Consider the following 16,192-nt stretch of genomic DNA (forward strand, 5'->3'; position numbering starts at 1 on the left):
GTCTGAGCCTGCAGGCTCAGGCCCGGGTGGGCTGTCATGACATCGGAGGGGCCGCTTGCGGCCCCTCTTCTTTTTCGGGGCGAGGCGCTTAAACTCCGACGCCGCCCTGGCGTCGCGCTGGGGGGCCCGTTCCTGTCCCTTGACCATGACGCCCCTCCATCGCCCGCTGACCGTGCTGCTGGTCAGCTACAACACCCGGGACCTGCTCACCCCGTGCCTTGATGCGCTGAAGCAGGCCCTGCAGCCCTTCCCAGACGCCAGGGTCGTGGTGGTGGACAACGCCTCCCGCGATGGCTCTGCGGCGTATCTGCGTCAGCACCACCCTGAGGTGCGCTTGCTGGAGAGCGGGACTAACGTCGGCTTTGGTCGGGCCAATAACCTGGCGCTGCCCGAGGTCGCCGACGGCGACCTGCTGCTGCTCAATACCGATGCCTTTGTGCCCGCCGAGGCGGTTTCTCGGGCCCTGTCCTGCCTGCAGCGCGAGGCCGATGTGGGTATCGTCGGTGTGCGGCTGGTGGGGCGTGACGGGAGCCAGCAGCCCAGCTGCCGCGGATTTCCTTCGCCGCTGGGTGAGTTCCTGGCGCGCACCGGTTTGGCCACCTGGTTCCCGACCGTCCGGCAGGTCGATGACCGTCATTGGCGGCCCGAACGCAGTGCGGACTGCGACTGGGTGCCCGGCTGCTTTTACCTGATCCGGCGGGAGGTTCTGCGCCAGGTGGGGCTGTTCGATCCGCGCTTCTTTTTATATTACGAAGAGGTCGACCATTGCCGGCGCGTCCGGCAAGCAGGATGGCGGGTTCACTACCTGGCGGAGGTGGCGGTGGTTCATCTGGGCGGCGAGAGCGCGAAGTCCGACGGAGAAATCACCTCCGCTGGGCGGCAGTCCCGGCGCCTGCAACTCGAGAGTGCTCTGCTTTATTACCGCAAGCATGGTGGGCTGACCACCGTCCTGGGCTGGTCTCTGCTCCAGGTGCTCTGGCTGGTGCTGGTGGGGGCGGGGGCGCTGATCCGGGGGCGCTGGTCCCGGGCAAGCGCCGCCGGTGCGGAGTGGCGACTGGCCATGGCCATTCTGTGGGCCACGCGGGCGGGTGGGCGGGCGCTGCACTGAGCCGAAGGGGAGGCACTGGAAATGTTCGAAAACCTCCGCGCCGATTTCAAGGCCCATGGGCGCCGCTGGGGGGCGCAGGGCTTTTGGGTGATGGTTGTCTACCGTTTCGGACGCTGGCGCTACGGCCTGCGCCCGGTTTGGTTGCGCAAGCCCTTTTCGCTGGCGTATCACGTGGCCTACAAAGGGGTGCAGGTGCTCACCGGCATTGAGTTGCCCTGCGAAGCCGAGGTGGGGGAGGGCTTTGTCATCGACCACTTTGGCGGCATCGTCGTCAGCGGCTACGCCCGTTTCGGTCGTCATTGCCGCATCCGCAATGGCGTGGTGGTCGGCCTGGCTCGCGTCGAGGATCCGGTCGCTCCGCACATCGGGGACCATGTCGACATCGGGGCTGGGGCCAAGGTGCTGGGCCGCATTCGCATTGGGGACCATGTGATCATCGGTGCCAACGCGGTGGTGGTCCGCGATGTGCCTGCCCGCCACATTGCGGTGGGCGTTCCTGCCCGTGTGCGCCCGCGCACCGACTTGCCCCAGGTGCCATAGCCGTGGCGCGCGGTCAGGGCGTGGCGCCAAGGCGCCACCAGGAGGCGCCGGGTCGCACGATATGCACGCCGGCGAGCAGGGCGCGCCGGCGAAGCTTCAGCACAGCCTTGTCCCGGCTCACCAGCCAGCGCGCTCCCCGGTGCTGTGCCAGGTCCAGGAACTTCTGGTCGTCGGGATCGCTGCACCGCCAGCGCATGGGCAGGGCCGGGCAAGGGGCGTCCCCGACCTCTCGAGCCCGGCTGGCCAGCAGGGCCAGCAGGTCTTGCGGGGGGCGGCAGCCCGGAGGCAGGTGACCGTGCTGCAGCACATGGCACAGCTCGTCGCGCAGGGCGGGCGAGATCACCCAGACCCAATCACCCGCCAGCCGCGAAGCTTCCCAGCCTGCGGTGATGGGGTCGGCAAAGTGCAGCCAGTCCAGGATGGCCTGGGTGTCCAGGATGGCCTCGCCCGGCGGCGGGCAGGGGGAGATGAGGTCCGACTTGGCAGTGTTCATGCCCTTGCACTATACTGGCGGGCTTTTCGGCACCCGAAGGTGGGCTTTGCTGCGCACTGCTTTTGACCGCTGACGGGTCCGGGTCCGGCGTAGGCCGGGCCTGGGTGTCCGATCCTGACGGGCCGCAGTCCCCTGGGGAGTTCGCTCCGTGCAGGGGCCTCGCGTCAGGCGGGGGCCGAAGGAATTCATGTAACTTCAAACGGGAACAAGTTACCCATGCCGACCATCAACCAGCTCGTGCGCCAAGGCCGTCAGGCCGAAGTCACGAAGTCCAAGTCGCCTGCGATGCAGAACTGCCCGCAGCGCCGCGGTGTCTGCACCCGCGTCTACACCACCACCCCCAAGAAGCCGAACTCCGCGCTTCGTAAGGTGGCCAAGGTGCGTCTGACCAACGGTTTCGAGGTGATCTCGTACATCGGCGGTGAAGGCCACAACCTGCAGGAGCACAGTGTGGTGCTCGTGCGCGGCGGCCGGGTCAAGGATCTGCCGGGTGTGCGTTATCACATCGTGCGCGGTTCTCTGGACCTGCAGGGCGTCAAGGATCGCAAGCAGTCGCGCTCCAAGTACGGCGCCAAGCGCCCCAAGAAGTAATCCGGCACGCCGGATTGCTGTCTCTGAGTTGTCACGCCCGGCTGTCAGGCTGAGGTGGTGGATGTTGCGGTCGACCTGTGGGTCGGACCGAGTAAGTGAAAGCCCCGTCATGCCAGCGCCTCTTGGCCGGCTGAAGTGGACTTTCAGGGCATGCGGCACAGGCCGCAGCCAGCTGAAGATGAAGGAAGAGTGAAATGCCTCGTCGTCGCGAAGTACCTAAGCGCGAGATCCTGCCCGATCCCAAGTTCGGTTCGGTAGATCTGTCGAAGTTCATGAACGTGGTGATGGAGTCCGGCAAGAAGGCCGTGGCTGAGCGCATCATCTACGGCGCGCTGGATCAAGTGGAAGCCAAGGCCAAGCGCGATCCGCTGGAGGTCTTCATGACCGCGCTGAACAACGTCAAGCCGATGGTGGAAGTGAAGTCCCGCCGCGTCGGCGGTGCGAACTACCAAGTTCCCGTGGAAGTTCGTCCCGTCCGCCGCATGGCTCTGGCGATGCGCTGGCTGAAGGAATCGGCCCGCAAGCGCGGTGAGAAGTCCATGGCCGCCCGTCTGGCCAACGAACTGCTCGAGGCCTCTGAAGGTCGCGGCGGCGCGATGAAGAAGCGTGACGAAGTGCACCGCATGGCCGAGGCCAACAAGGCCTTCTCGCACTTCCGCTTCTAATCCAAGCTACTTTGGCCGCTCAGGGTTAACGCTGACCCGAGCGGCTTTCGCCGTTTATGGCAAAAGGAGTGACACATGGCTCGTCAGACCCCCATTGAGCGCTACCGCAACATCGGTATCTCCGCTCACATCGACGCCGGCAAGACCACGACCACCGAGCGCATCCTGTACTACACCGGTGTGAACCACAAGATCGGTGAAGTGCACGACGGCGCCGCCACCATGGACTGGATGGAGCAGGAGCAGGAGCGTGGCATCACGATCACCTCCGCCGCGACCACCTGCTTCTGGAAGGGCATGGACCTGAACTTCCCGGAGCACCGCTTCAACATCATCGACACCCCGGGGCACGTGGACTTCACCATTGAGGTGGAGCGTTCCATGCGCGTGCTGGACGGTGCCTGCATGGTGTACTGCGCTGTGGGTGGCGTGCAGCCGCAGTCCGAGACCGTTTGGCGTCAGGCCAACAAGTACAAGGTGCCCCGCCTGGCCTTCGTGAACAAGATGGACCGCACCGGTGCCAACTTCTTCAAGGTCGTGGACCAGATGAAGGTTCGCCTGAAGGCCAATCCGGTGCCCATCGTGATCCCCATCGGCGCTGAAGACAACTTCAAGGGCGTGGTGGACCTGATCAAGATGAAGGCCATCTTCTGGGACGAGTCGTCCCAGGGCATGAAGTTCGCCTACGAGGACATCCCCGCTGACCTGGCCGACGTGGCCCAGGAATGGCGCGAGAAGATGGTCGAGGCCGCCGCCGAGGCGACCGAGGACCTGATGAACAAGTACCTCGAGACCGGTGAGCTGTCCGAGGACGAGATCAAGGCGGCCCTGCGTCAGCGCACCATCGCCACCGAGATCCAGCCGATGCTGTGCGGCACCGCCTTCAAGAACAAGGGCGTGCAGCGCATGCTCGACGCGGTGATCGAATTCCTGCCGTCGCCGGTGGACATCCCCCCGGTGCAGGGCACCGACGAGGACGACCAGCCGATCAGCCGCAAGGCCGACGACGCCGAGAAGTTCTCCGCCCTGGCCTTCAAGCTGATGACCGACCCGTTCGTCGGTCAGCTGACCTTCGTTCGCGTGTATTCCGGCGTGCTGACTTCCGGCGCCTCGGTCTTCAACCCGATCAAGAGCAAGAAGGAGCGTATCGGCCGGATCCTGCAGATGCACGCCAACCAGCGTGAAGAAATCAAGGAAATTCTGGCCGGTGACATCGCCGCCTGCGTGGGCCTGAAGGACGTGACCACGGGTGAAACCCTGTGCGATCCGGATGCCATCATCACCCTGGAAAAGATGGTCTTCCCCGAGCCGGTGATTTCGCAGGCCGTGGAGCCCAAGACCAAGGCCGACCAGGAGAAGATGGGTATCGCCCTGGGGCGCCTGGCTGCCGAAGACCCGTCGTTCCGCGTGCGGACCGATGAGGAATCGGGTCAGACCATCATCTCGGGCATGGGCGAGCTGCACTTGGAAATCATCGTCGACCGCATGAAGCGGGAATTCGGTGTGGAAGCCAACGTCGGCAAGCCGCAGGTGGCCTATCGCGAAACCATCCGCGCCAAGGTCGAGGGTGTGGACGGCAAGTTCGTGCGTCAGTCCGGCGGCAAGGGCCAGTACGGTCACGTCGTGCTGACCGTCGAGCCGCAAGAAGCCGGCAAGGGCTTCGAGTTCGTCGACGCCATCAAGGGCGGTGTGGTGCCGCGCGAATTCATCCCCGCGGTGGAGAAGGGCCTGATCGACACGCTGCCCAATGGCGTGCTGGCCGGCTTCCCGGTGGTGGACGTCAAGGTCACCCTGACTTTCGGTTCGTACCACGAAGTGGACTCGAACGAAAACGCGTTCAAGATGGCCGCCTCGATGGGCTTCAAGGACGCCTGCCGCAAGGCTCAGCCGGTGATCCTCGAGCCGATGATGGCCGTGGAAGTCGAGACCCCGGAAGACTATGCCGGTACCGTGATGGGCGACCTGTCCTCGCGTCGCGGCATGGTGCAGGGCATGGACGACATGGTGGGCGGTGGCAAGATCATCAAGGCAGAGGTTCCGCTGTCTGAGATGTTCGGCTACTCGACCTCCCTGCGTTCGGCCACCCAGGGCCGTGCCACCTACACCATGGAATTCAAGCACTACGCTGAAGCTCCGCGGAACGTGGCCGACGCCATCATCACCGCCCGCTCCAAGTGAGTTCGGGCCGCGTGGCCTGACGAATCGTCCTGATTCATGGTCTTCGCGCTCCTGCCCCCCGCTGCCAGTGGTGGGGGCCTGAGTTCAGCGAGGCGGAGACCCTAAACCCTGCACTGGCAACTGTTCTTTCTACGGAGAATTTGCAATGGCAAAGGAAAAGTTCGAGCGGACCAAGCCGCACGTGAACGTGGGCACCATTGGTCACGTGGACCACGGCAAGACCACGCTGACGGCCGCGATCACCACGATCCTGGCGCAGAAGTTTGGCGGTGAAGCCAAGGCCTACGACCAGATCGACGCTGCGCCGGAAGAAAAGGCCCGCGGCATCACGATCAACACCGCGCACGTCGAGTACGAGACCGCCAACCGTCACTACGCGCACGTGGACTGCCCGGGTCACGCCGACTATGTGAAGAACATGATCACCGGCGCGGCCCAGATGGACGGCGCGATCCTGGTGTGCTCGGCCGCTGACGGCCCGATGCCCCAGACCCGCGAGCACATCCTGCTGGCCCGTCAGGTGGGCGTGCCCTACATCATCGTGTTCCTGAACAAGTGCGACATGGTGGATGACGCCGAGCTGCTGGAACTGGTCGAGATGGAAGTGCGCGAGCTGCTGTCCAAGTACGACTTCCCCGGCGACGACACCCCGATCGTCAAGGGCTCTGCCAAGCTGGCCATCGAAGGCGACAAGGGCGAGCTGGGCGAAGGCGCCATCATGGCCCTGGCCGACGCGCTGGACAGCTACATCCCGACGCCTGAGCGCGCCGTGGACGGCACCTTCCTGATGCCTGTGGAAGACGTGTTCTCGATCTCCGGTCGTGGCACCGTGGTGACCGGTCGCGTGGAGCGCGGCATCGTCAAGGTCGGCGAGGAAATCGAAATCGTGGGCATCAAGCCGACGGTCAAGACCACCTGCACCGGCGTGGAAATGTTCCGCAAGCTGCTGGACCAAGGTCAAGCCGGCGACAACGTGGGCATCCTGCTGCGCGGCACCAAGCGTGAAGAAGTTGAGCGCGGCCAAGTGCTGTGCAAGCCGGGCTCCATCAAGCCGCACACCCACTTCACGGCTGAGGTGTACGTGCTGAGCAAGGACGAAGGCGGCCGTCACACCCCGTTCTTCAACAACTACCGTCCGCAGTTCTACTTCCGCACCACCGACGTCACTGGCGCCATCGAGCTGCCCAAGGACAAGGAAATGGTGATGCCGGGCGACAACGTGTCGATCACCGTCAAGCTGATCGCCCCGATCGCCATGGAAGAGGGTCTGCGCTTCGCCATCCGTGAAGGCGGTCGTACCGTCGGCGCCGGCGTCGTGGCCAAGATCATCGAGTAATTGCATGACCGGACCGGGCAGGCGAGACACCTGCCCGGTCTTCATCGCTCTTTTGAAGGAAACGTCATGCAAAAGCAGAAGATCCGCATTCGCCTGAAGGCTTTCGACTACAAGCTGATCGATCAGTCGGCTCTGGAGATCGTGGACACCGCCAAGCGCACCGGCGCCATCGTCAAGGGCCCTGTGCCCCTGCCGACGCGCATGCAGCGCTTCGACATCCTGCGTTCGCCGCACGTCAACAAGACCAGCCGCGACCAGTTCGAGATCCGCACCCATCAGCGCCTGATGGACATCGTCGACCCGACCGACAAGACCGTGGACGCGCTGATGAAGCTCGACCTGCCGGCCGGCGTGGACGTCGAGATCAAGCTGCAGTGATCTGCATCGCGCCTTCCTGAGAGGGCGGCGCGTTGAGGCGACTCTCTTGCGGGAGTCGCCTTTTTCGCTTTATACTCACAGGCTTTTCCGGCGGAGGGTGGCGAGAGCCGCCCTTTTGTCGTGCGCGCTTGTGCGTGGTGGTTCGGGTAGCCGGGCTGCGGCGTCAAGTGCATCAGTCGGTTCGACCAATCGCTGTCGAACTTGTGAAACCCAGCCCCCTGAAGCTTTGTGGATGGGGGGCGGAGAAGAAACCATGAGTCTTAGCAATCGCCTCGGATTGCTGGGCCGCAAGGTGGGCATGATGCGTGTGTTCACGGACGATGGCGATGCCATCCCCGTGACCGTGCTGGACGTGTCCAACAACCGCGTGTCCCAGGTCAAGACCGTTGAGACCGACGGCTACACCGCACTGCAAGTGGTGTTTGGTCAGCGTCGGGCCTCCCGCGTGACCAAGCCTGCTGCTGGCCACCTCGCCAAGGCGGGTGTGGAAGCGGGTACCCTGATCAAGGAATTCCGCGTCACGCCGGAAATCGCTGCCGAATACAAGGCTGGCGCTTCCGTGCCGGTCACGCTGTTCGCCGCTGGCCAGAAGGTCGACGTGCAGGGCACCTCGATCGGTAAGGGCTTTGCCGGCACCATCAAGCGCCACAACTTCGGTTCGCAGCGCGCTTCGCACGGTAACAGCCGCTCGCACAACGTCCCGGGCTCCATTTCCATGGCGCAGGATCCGGGTCGCGTGTTCCCGGGCAAGAAGATGACCGGGCACATGGGCGACGAGACCGTCACCACCCAGAACCTCGACATCGTCCGCGTCGACGAGGCCCGTCAGCTGCTGCTGGTCAAGGGTGCCGTCCCCGGCGCCAAGAACGGCCACGTCGTGGTCCGTCCCGCAGTCAAGGCCAAGAAGGGAGCCAACTGATGCAGCTCGAGCTCCTGAACGAGCAGGGCCAGGCCACCGCCAAGGTGGACGCGCCTGACGCCGTCTTCGCCCGTGACTACAACGAAGCCCTGGTTCACCAGGTGGTCGTGGCCTTCCAGGCCAATGCCCGCCAAGGCACCCGTGCCCAGCTGACCCGCGCCGAGGTTCGTCACTCGACCAAGAAGCCTTTCCGCCAGAAGGGCACCGGCAACGCCCGTGCCGGTATGACTTCCTCCCCGCTGTGGCGTGGGGGCGGTCGCATCTTCCCGAACAAGCCTGACGAGAACTTCTCGCACAAGCTGAACAAGAAGATGTATCGCGCCGGCATGGCCACCATCCTGTCCCAGCTGGCCCGCGACGGCCGCCTGGCAGTGGTGGATTCGCTGTCCGTCGATGCGCCTAAGACCAAGCTGCTGGCTGCCAAGTTCAAGGCCATGGGTCTGCAGTCCGTGCTGGTCATCACCGACGCGCTGGACGAGAACCTGGCGCTGGCCGCCCGCAACCTGCCGAACGTGCTGGTGGTGGAGCCGCGCTACGCCGATCCCCTGTCGCTGATCCACTTCAAGAAGGTGCTGGTCACCAAGGCGGCGGTGGAGCAACTCAAGGAGATGTTCGCATGAGCGCCAAGTTCAACGAAGGCCGTCTGGCCCAGGTGCTGCTCTCGCCGGTGATCTCCGAGAAGGCCACCCAGGTCGCAGAGAAGGCCAACCAAGTGGTGTTCCGCGTTCAGCGCGATGCCACCAAGCCCGAGATCAAGGCGGCGGTCGAACTGCTGTTCAAGGTCGAGGTCGAGGCCGTGTCCGTGGTCAACGTCAAGGGCAAGGTCAAGCGTTTTGGCCGTTCCATCGGTCGCCGCGACCACGTCAAGAAGGCGTACGTGTCGATCAAGGCTGGCCAGGAGCTCAACTTCTCCGGGGAGGCTGCGTAAGTCATGCCAGTCGTCAAAGTCAAGCCCACGTCGCCGGGTCGTCGCGCCGTCACCAAGGTGGTGCATCCGCACCTGCACAAGGGTGCTCCGGAAGCGTCGCTGCTCGAGCCGCAGAAGCAGAAGTCTGGCCGCAACAACAACGGCCACATCACGATGCGTCACAAGGGTGGTGGCCACAAGCACCACTACCGCGTCGTTGACTTCAAGCGCAACAAGGACGGTATCCCGGCCAAGGTCGAGCGTATCGAGTACGACCCGAACCGCACCGCCCACATTGCCCTGGTCTGCTACGCCGATGGCGAGCGCCGTTACATCATCGCCCCGCGCGGTCTGGAAGTCGGCGCCACCGTGGTGAGCGGCTCCGAGGCCCCCATCAAGGCTGGTAACACCCTGCCCATCCGCAACATCCCCGTGGGTTCCACCATCCACTGCGTGGAACTGCTGCCGGGCAAGGGCGCCCAGATCTGCCGTTCGGCGGGCACCTCCGTGACGCTGATGGCTCGCGAAGGCACCTACGCTCAGGTTCGCCTGCGCTCGGGTGAAGTGCGCAAGATCCACATCGAATGCCGCGCCACCATCGGCGAGGTGTCGAACGAAGAACACAACCTGCGTCAGTACGGCAAGGCCGGTGCGATCCGCTGGAAGGGCATCCGTCCGACCGTGCGTGGTACCGCCATGAACCCGATCGACCACCCGCACGGTGGTGGTGAAGGCCGGACGGGCGAGGCCCAGGTTCCGGTGTCGCCGTGGAACACCCCGACCAAGGGTTACCGCACTCGCAGCAACAAGCGCACGCAGACCTTCATCGTCTCGCGTCGCAAGAAGTAAGGGTTGGACCATGGCACGTTCACTCAAGAAGGGTCCCTTCGTGGACCATCACCTTCTGGCCAAGGCTGAAAAGGCCGTCGCCACGAAGGACAAGAAGCCGATCAAGACCTGGTCCCGTCGTTCGACGATCCTCCCGGACTTCATCGGTCTGACGATTGCCGTGCACAACGGCAAGCAGCATGTGCCCGTGTATGTGACCGACCAGATGGTCGGTCACAAGCTGGGCGAGTTCGCGCTGACCCGGACGTTCAAGGGCCACCCCGCGGACAAGAAGGCCAAGAAGTAAGGAAGCACGACGATGGAAACGAAAGCAATCGTTCGCGGCGTGCGCCTGTCGGTTGACAAGGGCCGCCTGGTGGCGGACCTGATCCGCGGCAAGAAGGTGGACCAGGCCCGCAACATTCTGCAATTCACGCAGAAGAAGGCAGCCGGCATCGTGCTGAAGGCGCTGGACAGCGCCATCGCCAATGCCGAGCACAACGACGGCGCCGACATCGACGAACTGAAGGTCACGTCGATCTACGTGGAGCAAGGCACCACCCTGAAGCGTTTCGCCGCCCGCGCCAAGGGCCGCGGCAACCGCATCAGCAAGCCGACCTGCCACATCTACCTGACCGTGGGGAACTGAGGAAGACCATGGGACAGAAAATCCATCCGACCGGCTTCCGTCTGCCTGTCACCCGCGCCTGGTCGTCGCGCTGGTACGCGAACAACCGCAACTTCGCCGGCATGCTGGCTGAAGACCTGGATGTTCGCGAGTACCTCAAGGCCAAGCTCAAGAATGCTGCGGTTTCCCGCATCCTGATCGAGCGCCCCGCCAAGAACGCCCGCATCACGATCTACTCCGCTCGTCCGGGCGTGGTGATCGGCAAGAAGGGCGAGGACATCGAGAACCTGAAGGCCGAACTGACCAAGCGTCTGGGCGTGCCGGTGGCCGTGAACATCGAAGAAGTGCGCAAGCCTGAGGTCGATGCTCAGCTGATCGCCGACTCGATCACCCAGCAGCTGGAAAAGCGCATCATGTTCCGCCGCGCCATGAAGCGTGCGATGCAGAACGCGATGCGTCTGGGCGCTCAGGGCATCAAGATCATGTCCGCCGGTCGTCTGAACGGCATCGAAATCGCCCGTACCGAGTGGTATCGCGAAGGCCGCGTGCCCCTTCACACCCTGAAGGCCGACATCGACTATGGCTTCTCTGAAGCCAAGACGACCTACGGCGTGATCGGCGTGAAGGTGTGGGTCTACCGTGGTGACCGCCTGGCCAATGGCGAGGCGCCGGTGATCAAGTCCGAGGGTCAGGAAGACGACCGCCGCAACCGTCGCGGTCCGCGTCCTGGTGCTCCCGCTGGCCGTGGCCGTCCGGCCGGTGAGCGTGGCGCTCCGCGTGGCGACAAGCCTGCCGCTCCTGGTGCCGCGCCCCGCGTGCGCAAGGCCGTGCCGGCTGAAGGCAAAGGAGAATAAGCATGTTGCAACCCAATCGTCGCAAGTTCCGCAAGGAACAGAAGGGCCGCAACACTGGCGTGGCCACCCGCGGCGCTCAGGTGTCGTTTGGTGAGTTCGGTCTGAAGGCGACCGAGCGCGGTCGTCTGACCGCCCGCCAGATCGAGGCCGCACGTCGTGCGATCTCGCGTCACATCAAGCGTGGCGGCCGGATCTTCATCCGCATCTTCCCGGACAAGCCGATCTCCCAGAAGCCTGCTGAAGTCCGTATGGGTAACGGTAAGGGCAACCCCGAGTACTACGTGGCTGAGATCCAGCCGGGCAAGGTGCTCTACGAGATCAATGGCGTGCCGGAAGCCCTGGCCCGTGAGGCGTTCACGCTGGCCGCTGCCAAGCTGCCCCTGCGTTGCACCTTCGTGGCTCGCCAGATCGGCGCCTGAAGGAAGGACACACCATGAAAGCATCTGAACTGCGCGCCAAGGATGTGGCGGCCCTCGAAAAGGAAGTCACCGACCTCCTGAAGGCCCACTTCAAGCTGCGCATGCAAAAGGGCACCCAGCAACTGGCCGATTCGTCGCAGCTGGGCAAGACCCGCCGTGACATCGCTCGCGTCAAGACCATCCTGGCCGAGAAGAAGAAGGGAGCTGCGTGATGACCGACGCTCAACAACCCGCGAAGAACCGTCGCACCCTGATTGGCCGCGTTGTCAGCGACAAACGCGCCAAGACGGTGACTGTGCTGGTCGAAAACCGCGTCAAGCACGCTCTGTACGGCAAGTTCGTGGCGCAGTCCCGCAAGTACCACGCGCACGACGAGAACGGTGAATTCAAGATGGGTGACACCGTCGAGATCGCCGAGAGCCGTCCGCTGTCCAAGACCAAGAACTGGGTGGTCACCCGTCTGGTCGAGAAGGCCCGCCTGGTCTGATCCCCGGAACCCCCCTCCCGCGGAGGGGCTTACCGCGTACTCCTCACGGCAAGAAGCCGGACGCCAGACACTGGCGCCCGGCTTTTTTCATTCCGGCCAGCGGCCCCCCCGGGCGGGGTCGTGGCCTTTCATCAAGGAACTTTCCAATGTGGCAGGTGGGTGATCGTCTCCCCGAAGTGGTGCTGACCGAGTTCATCGACGAAGGCGGTGAAGGCTGCCCGGTCGGGCCGCAGGCCGTGGGCCTGGTCGAGGCTGCGGCGGGCAAGCGGGTCGTGATCGTGGGCGTTCCGGGGGCTTTCACGCCGACGTGTTCGGCCAAGCACCTGCCCGGTTATGTCGAGCTGGCCTCGGCGCTGCGCGCCGCGGGTGTAGACGAGGTGTGGTGTGTGGCCGTCAATGATGCCTTCGTCATGGGGGCCTGGGGTCGTGAGCAGAGGGTAGCCGGTGCGGTGCGAATGCTCGCTGACGGCTCTGCCGACTTCGCGCGTGCGGCCGGCCTGACCCTTGACTTGGCCGCACGGGGTCTGGGGCTGCGGTGTCAGCGCTTTGCGGCCATCGTCCAAGATGGGGTCCTGCTCGACCTGGCGGTGGAGCCTGCAGGGCAACTGGGCGTGTCCACGGCGGCTTCGGTGCTGGAGCGGGTGAAGGCTTTGAAGGCCTGACACTTGACACGCCGCACTGCGGCGGGTGATACTGGCAAGCTTCGCCGGATTAGCCGGTCGAGGATGGCTTTCGGGGTCCGCAAGGTCCGATGCCTGCGCCTCGACTGGCGTTCGGTTTCTGCCCAAGCAGTCGTGTGCGCAAGCAAGCGACTGGCGGGCCCAAGACTGACCGCTGATGCCTGCCGTGGGGTGGGGTCAGAGGGAGCAAGTTGGGGAATTGACATGATCCAAATGCAATCGCGGCTTGACGTCGCGGACAACACCGGCGCGAAGTCCGTCATGTGCATCAAGGTGCTCGGCGGTTCCAAGCGTCGTTACGCCGGCATCGGCGACATCATCAAGGTCAGCATCAAAGAAGCTGCGCCGCGTGGCCGCGTCAAAAAAGGCGAGGTCTACAGCGCGGTTGTCGTGCGCACTGCCAAGGGCGTGCGTCGGCAGGATGGCTCGCTGGTCAAGTTTGATGGCAATGCGGCTGTGCTGCTCAACAGCAAGCTCGAGCCCATCGGCACTCGTATCTTCGGCCCGGTGACGCGTGAACTGCGTTCCGAGCGTTTCATGAAGATCGTGTCGCTGGCGCCGGAAGTGCTCTGACCTGGCGCGCAGAAGCTAAAGGAAACGCGATGAACAAGATTCGCAAGGGCGATCAGGTCGTGGTGCTTGCCGGTCGCGACAAAGGCAAGCGTGGCACGGTGTCGGCTCGTATCGACGCCGACCATGTGGTCGTTGATGGCGTGAACGTGGTCAAGAAGCACGTCAAGCCGAACCCCCTCAAGGGCACCACGGGTGGTGTGGTCGACAAGACCATGCCGATCCACCAGTCCAATATCGCCATCTGGAATGGCGCCACGGGCAAGGCGGATCGCGTGGGTGTGAAGGTGCAGGCCGACGGCAAGAAGGTCCGCGTCTTCAAGTCCACCGGTGAAGAGATCAAGGCCTGAGGGGTGCATCGATGACTGAAGTGCAAAAGGCTGCCGTCACGGCGCGTCTGCAGGCTTACTACCAGGAAAAGGTGGTTCCCGACATGATGGCCAAGTTTGGCTACAAGTCGGTGATGGAAGTGCCTCGTCTGGTGAAGATCACCCTGAACATGGGTGTGAGCGAAGCCGTGGCAGACAAGAAGGTCATGGACCACGCTGTGGGCGACCTGACCAAGATCGCCGGTCAAAAGCCCGTGGTCACCAAGAGCCGCAAGGCCATCGCGGGTTTCAAGATCCGCGAGAACGTGCCCATCGGCTGCATGGTGACCCTGCGCGGCGCCCGCATGTTTGAATTCCTGGACCGTTTCGTGACCGTGGCCCTGCCGCGTGTGCGTGACTTCCGCGGTATCTCCGGCCGTTCGTTCGATGGTCGTGGCAACTACAACATCGGCGTCAAGGAACAGATCATCTTCCCGGAAATCGAGTACGACAAGATCGACGCGATCCGTGGCATGAACATTTCCTTCACGACCAGCGCCAAGACCGACGAAGAGTGCAAGGCCCTGCTGGCGGCCTTCCGCTTCCCGTTCAAGAACTGAGGTGAGCCGTGGCAAAAGTTTCTCTGAAGCAACGCGAAGAAAAGCGCGAAAAGCTGGTTGCCAAGTACGCCAAGAAGTACGCGGAGCTGAAGGCGATCATCGACAACGCCAAGAAGTCTGATGAAGAGCGCTATGCGGCCCGTCTGGAGCTGCAGCAGCTGCCCCGCAATGCCAACCCGACCCGTCTGCGCAACCGTTGCGAACTGACCGGTCGCCCCCGTGGCACCTTCCGCACCTTCGGCCTGGCTCGCGGCAAGATCCGTGACCTCGCCTTCAAGGGTGACATCCCTGGCGTGATCAAGGCCAGCTGGTAATCAAGGCGAATTGGAGAAGACGCTATGAGCATGAGTGATCCCATCGCCGACATGCTGACCCGCATCCGCAATGCCCAGGCTGTTGAGAAGGCGACCGTGTCGGTTCCTTCCTCGAAGCTGAAGCTGGCGATTGCGCAAGTTCTGAAGGACGAAGGCTATATCGACGCTTTCGCCGTGAAGAACGAGGGTGGCAAGGCTGAGCTCGAGATCTCCCTGAAGTATTACGCGGGTCGTCCGGTGATCGAGCGCATCGAGCGCGTGAGCCGCCCCGGCCTGCGCATCTACCGTGGCTGCGGCGCCATTCCTCAGGTCATGAATGGCCTGGGCGTGGCCATCGTCACCACGCCCAAGGGCGTGATGACCGACCGCAAGGCCCGCGCTGCCGGTGTCGGCGGCGAAGTCCTGTGCTACGTCGCGTAAGCGGAAGGAGTCGAGTCAATGTCCCGCGTTGGAAAATTGCCGGTCTCCGTCCCGCAAGGCGTGGATGTGAAGATCGTGGATGACCAGATCACTGTCAAGGGTGCCAATGGCTCCCTGAGCCGTGTGATCAACCCGCTGGTGACCGTTCAGGTCGACGGCGGCAAGGTGCAGGTGGCCCCGGTCAACGAAACCGCTGAGGCTGATGCCATGAGCGGCACCATGCGCGCGCTGCTGGCCAACATGGTCAATGGTGTGAGCAAGGGCTTCGAGCGCAAGCTGAACCTGGTGGGCGTGGGTTTCCGTGCCCAGGCTCAAGGTCAGAAGCTCAACCTGCAGATCGGTTTCTCTCACCCTGTGGTCAAGGAAATGCCCGCCGGCATCACCGTGACGACGCCTACCCAGACCGAGATCCTGGTCAAGGGCGCTGATCGGCAGGTGGTGGGCCAGGTGGCTGCGGAGATCCGCGCCTTCCGTCCGCCCGAGCCGTACAAGGGCAAGGGGATCCGCTACGCCGATGAGCGTGTGGTCCTCAAGGAAACCAAGAAGAAGTAAGGGGCGACAACATGCTGAACAAGAAAGAACAGCGTCTGCGTCGTTCGCGTCAGACGCGCGAGCGCATCGCCAAGCAAGGCGTCGCCCGTCTGACCGTCTTCCGTTCCAACCTGCACATCTACGCCAGCGTGATTTCTGGCTGTGGCGCCAAGGTGCTGGCAACGGCATCTACGGCCGAGAAGGAAGTGCGCGAAACCCTGTCCGGCAAGGGCGGCAATGCCGCCGCTGCCGTGGTGGTGGGCAAGCGCATCGCCGAGAAGGCCAAGGCTGCTGGTGTCGAGAAGGTGGCTTTCGACCGTGCTGGCTTTGCCTATCACGGCCGTGTCAAGGCTCTGGCAGACGCAGCCCGCGAAGCGGGTCTGCAGTTCTGATGGCTGCGCTTTAAAGGACTACAGAA

Annotated in this window: 26 protein-coding genes; 25 read left to right on the forward strand and 1 reads right to left on the reverse strand. The window is 63.8% G+C overall.

Going from position 1 to position 16,192, the window contains the following annotated elements:
* Positions 1-145: 145 nt before the first annotated feature.
* On the forward strand, positions 146-1,108 hold the full coding sequence (locus tag G3A44_RS07785) for a glycosyltransferase family 2 protein (protein ID WP_163457066.1): 963 nt from the start codon (positions 146-148) through the stop codon (positions 1,106-1,108).
* 21 nt (positions 1,109-1,129) lie between these two features.
* The gene (locus tag G3A44_RS07790; protein WP_163456950.1) at positions 1,130-1,648 is read left to right on the forward strand and encodes a serine O-acetyltransferase; all 519 of its coding nucleotides are present in this window, start codon (positions 1,130-1,132) and stop codon (positions 1,646-1,648) included.
* A gap of 13 nt (positions 1,649-1,661) precedes the next feature.
* On the opposite strand, the gene G3A44_RS07795 is transcribed toward G3A44_RS07790, so the two are convergent.
* Positions 1,662-2,141 carry a PIN domain-containing protein gene (locus tag G3A44_RS07795; RefSeq protein ID WP_163456951.1) on the reverse strand — a complete coding sequence of 160 codons (480 nt, stop codon included), beginning with the start codon at positions 2,139-2,141 and terminating at the stop codon, positions 1,662-1,664.
* Between the two features lie 216 nt (positions 2,142-2,357).
* Between G3A44_RS07795 and rpsL the strand changes: the two genes are divergently transcribed.
* The 23 genes from rpsL (at position 2,358) to rplR (ending at position 16,166) form a co-directional block, all read left to right on the forward strand.
* The gene (gene rpsL / locus G3A44_RS07800; RefSeq protein WP_163456952.1) at positions 2,358-2,732 is read left to right on the forward strand and encodes a 30S ribosomal protein S12; all 375 of its coding nucleotides are present in this window, start codon (positions 2,358-2,360) and stop codon (positions 2,730-2,732) included.
* Positions 2,733-2,926: 194 nt separating this feature from the next.
* Positions 2,927-3,397: a 30S ribosomal protein S7 gene (rpsG, locus tag G3A44_RS07805; RefSeq protein ID WP_163456953.1), complete on the forward strand. Its 471-nt coding sequence runs from the start codon at positions 2,927-2,929 to the stop codon at positions 3,395-3,397.
* A gap of 75 nt (positions 3,398-3,472) precedes the next feature.
* A complete protein-coding gene (fusA, locus tag G3A44_RS07810; RefSeq protein ID WP_163456954.1) occupies positions 3,473-5,575 on the forward strand; it encodes an elongation factor G in 2,103 nt (700 codons plus the stop codon).
* 145 nt (positions 5,576-5,720) lie between these two features.
* Positions 5,721-6,911: an elongation factor Tu gene (tuf, locus tag G3A44_RS07815; RefSeq protein ID WP_163456941.1), complete on the forward strand. Its 1,191-nt coding sequence runs from the start codon at positions 5,721-5,723 to the stop codon at positions 6,909-6,911.
* A gap of 66 nt (positions 6,912-6,977) precedes the next feature.
* On the forward strand, positions 6,978-7,289 hold the full coding sequence (gene rpsJ / locus G3A44_RS07820; protein WP_019561663.1) for a 30S ribosomal protein S10: 312 nt from the start codon (positions 6,978-6,980) through the stop codon (positions 7,287-7,289).
* Positions 7,290-7,542: 253 nt separating this feature from the next.
* Entirely contained in the window at positions 7,543-8,208 is a 666-nt protein-coding gene (gene rplC, locus G3A44_RS07825; protein WP_163456955.1) for a 50S ribosomal protein L3, read from the forward strand.
* Positions 8,208-8,828: a 50S ribosomal protein L4 gene (gene rplD, locus G3A44_RS07830; RefSeq protein ID WP_163456956.1), complete on the forward strand. Its 621-nt coding sequence runs from the start codon at positions 8,208-8,210 to the stop codon at positions 8,826-8,828. Before rplC ends, rplD begins: the two co-directional genes overlap by 1 nt.
* Positions 8,825-9,136, forward strand: coding sequence for a 50S ribosomal protein L23 (gene rplW / locus G3A44_RS07835; RefSeq protein ID WP_163456957.1), 312 nt, complete (start codon positions 8,825-8,827; stop codon positions 9,134-9,136). The genes rplD and rplW overlap by 4 nt, the downstream gene beginning before the upstream one ends.
* Positions 9,137-9,139: 3 nt before the next feature.
* Positions 9,140-9,964 carry a 50S ribosomal protein L2 gene (gene rplB / locus G3A44_RS07840; protein WP_163456958.1) on the forward strand — a complete coding sequence of 275 codons (825 nt, stop codon included), beginning with the start codon at positions 9,140-9,142 and terminating at the stop codon, positions 9,962-9,964.
* A 10-nt stretch (positions 9,965-9,974) separates the two neighbouring features.
* The gene (gene rpsS / locus G3A44_RS07845) at positions 9,975-10,250 is read left to right on the forward strand and encodes a 30S ribosomal protein S19 (protein ID WP_163456959.1); all 276 of its coding nucleotides are present in this window, start codon (positions 9,975-9,977) and stop codon (positions 10,248-10,250) included.
* A gap of 12 nt (positions 10,251-10,262) precedes the next feature.
* Positions 10,263-10,592, forward strand: a complete 330-nt coding sequence (rplV, locus tag G3A44_RS07850) for a 50S ribosomal protein L22 (protein WP_163456960.1) — start codon at positions 10,263-10,265, stop codon at positions 10,590-10,592.
* 8 nt (positions 10,593-10,600) lie between these two features.
* Positions 10,601-11,425, forward strand: coding sequence for a 30S ribosomal protein S3 (rpsC, locus tag G3A44_RS07855; protein ID WP_163456961.1), 825 nt, complete (start codon positions 10,601-10,603; stop codon positions 11,423-11,425).
* A gap of 2 nt (positions 11,426-11,427) precedes the next feature.
* The gene (rplP, locus tag G3A44_RS07860; protein ID WP_163456962.1) at positions 11,428-11,844 is read left to right on the forward strand and encodes a 50S ribosomal protein L16; all 417 of its coding nucleotides are present in this window, start codon (positions 11,428-11,430) and stop codon (positions 11,842-11,844) included.
* Between the two features lie 14 nt (positions 11,845-11,858).
* Positions 11,859-12,056, forward strand: a complete 198-nt coding sequence (gene rpmC, locus G3A44_RS07865) for a 50S ribosomal protein L29 (protein WP_163456963.1) — start codon at positions 11,859-11,861, stop codon at positions 12,054-12,056.
* Positions 12,056-12,331: a 30S ribosomal protein S17 gene (rpsQ, locus tag G3A44_RS07870; RefSeq protein WP_163456964.1), complete on the forward strand. Its 276-nt coding sequence runs from the start codon at positions 12,056-12,058 to the stop codon at positions 12,329-12,331. Before rpmC ends, rpsQ begins: the two co-directional genes overlap by 1 nt.
* Before the next feature lie 146 nt (positions 12,332-12,477).
* A complete protein-coding gene (locus tag G3A44_RS07875) occupies positions 12,478-12,993 on the forward strand; it encodes a peroxiredoxin (protein WP_163456965.1) in 516 nt (171 codons plus the stop codon).
* 222 nt (positions 12,994-13,215) lie between these two features.
* A complete protein-coding gene (rplN, locus tag G3A44_RS07880; RefSeq protein WP_163456966.1) occupies positions 13,216-13,584 on the forward strand; it encodes a 50S ribosomal protein L14 in 369 nt (122 codons plus the stop codon).
* Positions 13,585-13,613: 29 nt separating this feature from the next.
* Positions 13,614-13,931 carry a 50S ribosomal protein L24 gene (gene rplX, locus G3A44_RS07885; protein WP_163456967.1) on the forward strand — a complete coding sequence of 106 codons (318 nt, stop codon included), beginning with the start codon at positions 13,614-13,616 and terminating at the stop codon, positions 13,929-13,931.
* Positions 13,932-13,942: 11 nt separating this feature from the next.
* Positions 13,943-14,509: a 50S ribosomal protein L5 gene (rplE, locus tag G3A44_RS07890; RefSeq protein ID WP_163456968.1), complete on the forward strand. Its 567-nt coding sequence runs from the start codon at positions 13,943-13,945 to the stop codon at positions 14,507-14,509.
* A gap of 8 nt (positions 14,510-14,517) precedes the next feature.
* A complete protein-coding gene (gene rpsN / locus G3A44_RS07895; protein ID WP_163456969.1) occupies positions 14,518-14,823 on the forward strand; it encodes a 30S ribosomal protein S14 in 306 nt (101 codons plus the stop codon).
* A gap of 24 nt (positions 14,824-14,847) precedes the next feature.
* A complete protein-coding gene (gene rpsH / locus G3A44_RS07900; protein ID WP_163456970.1) occupies positions 14,848-15,243 on the forward strand; it encodes a 30S ribosomal protein S8 in 396 nt (131 codons plus the stop codon).
* An 18-nt stretch (positions 15,244-15,261) separates the two neighbouring features.
* On the forward strand, positions 15,262-15,795 hold the full coding sequence (gene rplF / locus G3A44_RS07905; protein WP_163456971.1) for a 50S ribosomal protein L6: 534 nt from the start codon (positions 15,262-15,264) through the stop codon (positions 15,793-15,795).
* A gap of 11 nt (positions 15,796-15,806) precedes the next feature.
* Complete coding sequence (gene rplR, locus G3A44_RS07910) at positions 15,807-16,166, forward strand: 50S ribosomal protein L18 (RefSeq protein ID WP_163456972.1); 360 nt, start codon at positions 15,807-15,809, stop codon at positions 16,164-16,166.
* Positions 16,167-16,192: the final 26 nt, after the last annotated feature.

This window comes from Ideonella livida (genome assembly GCF_010499455.1).
GTDB lineage: Bacteria > Pseudomonadota > Gammaproteobacteria > Burkholderiales > Burkholderiaceae_C > Ideonella > Ideonella livida.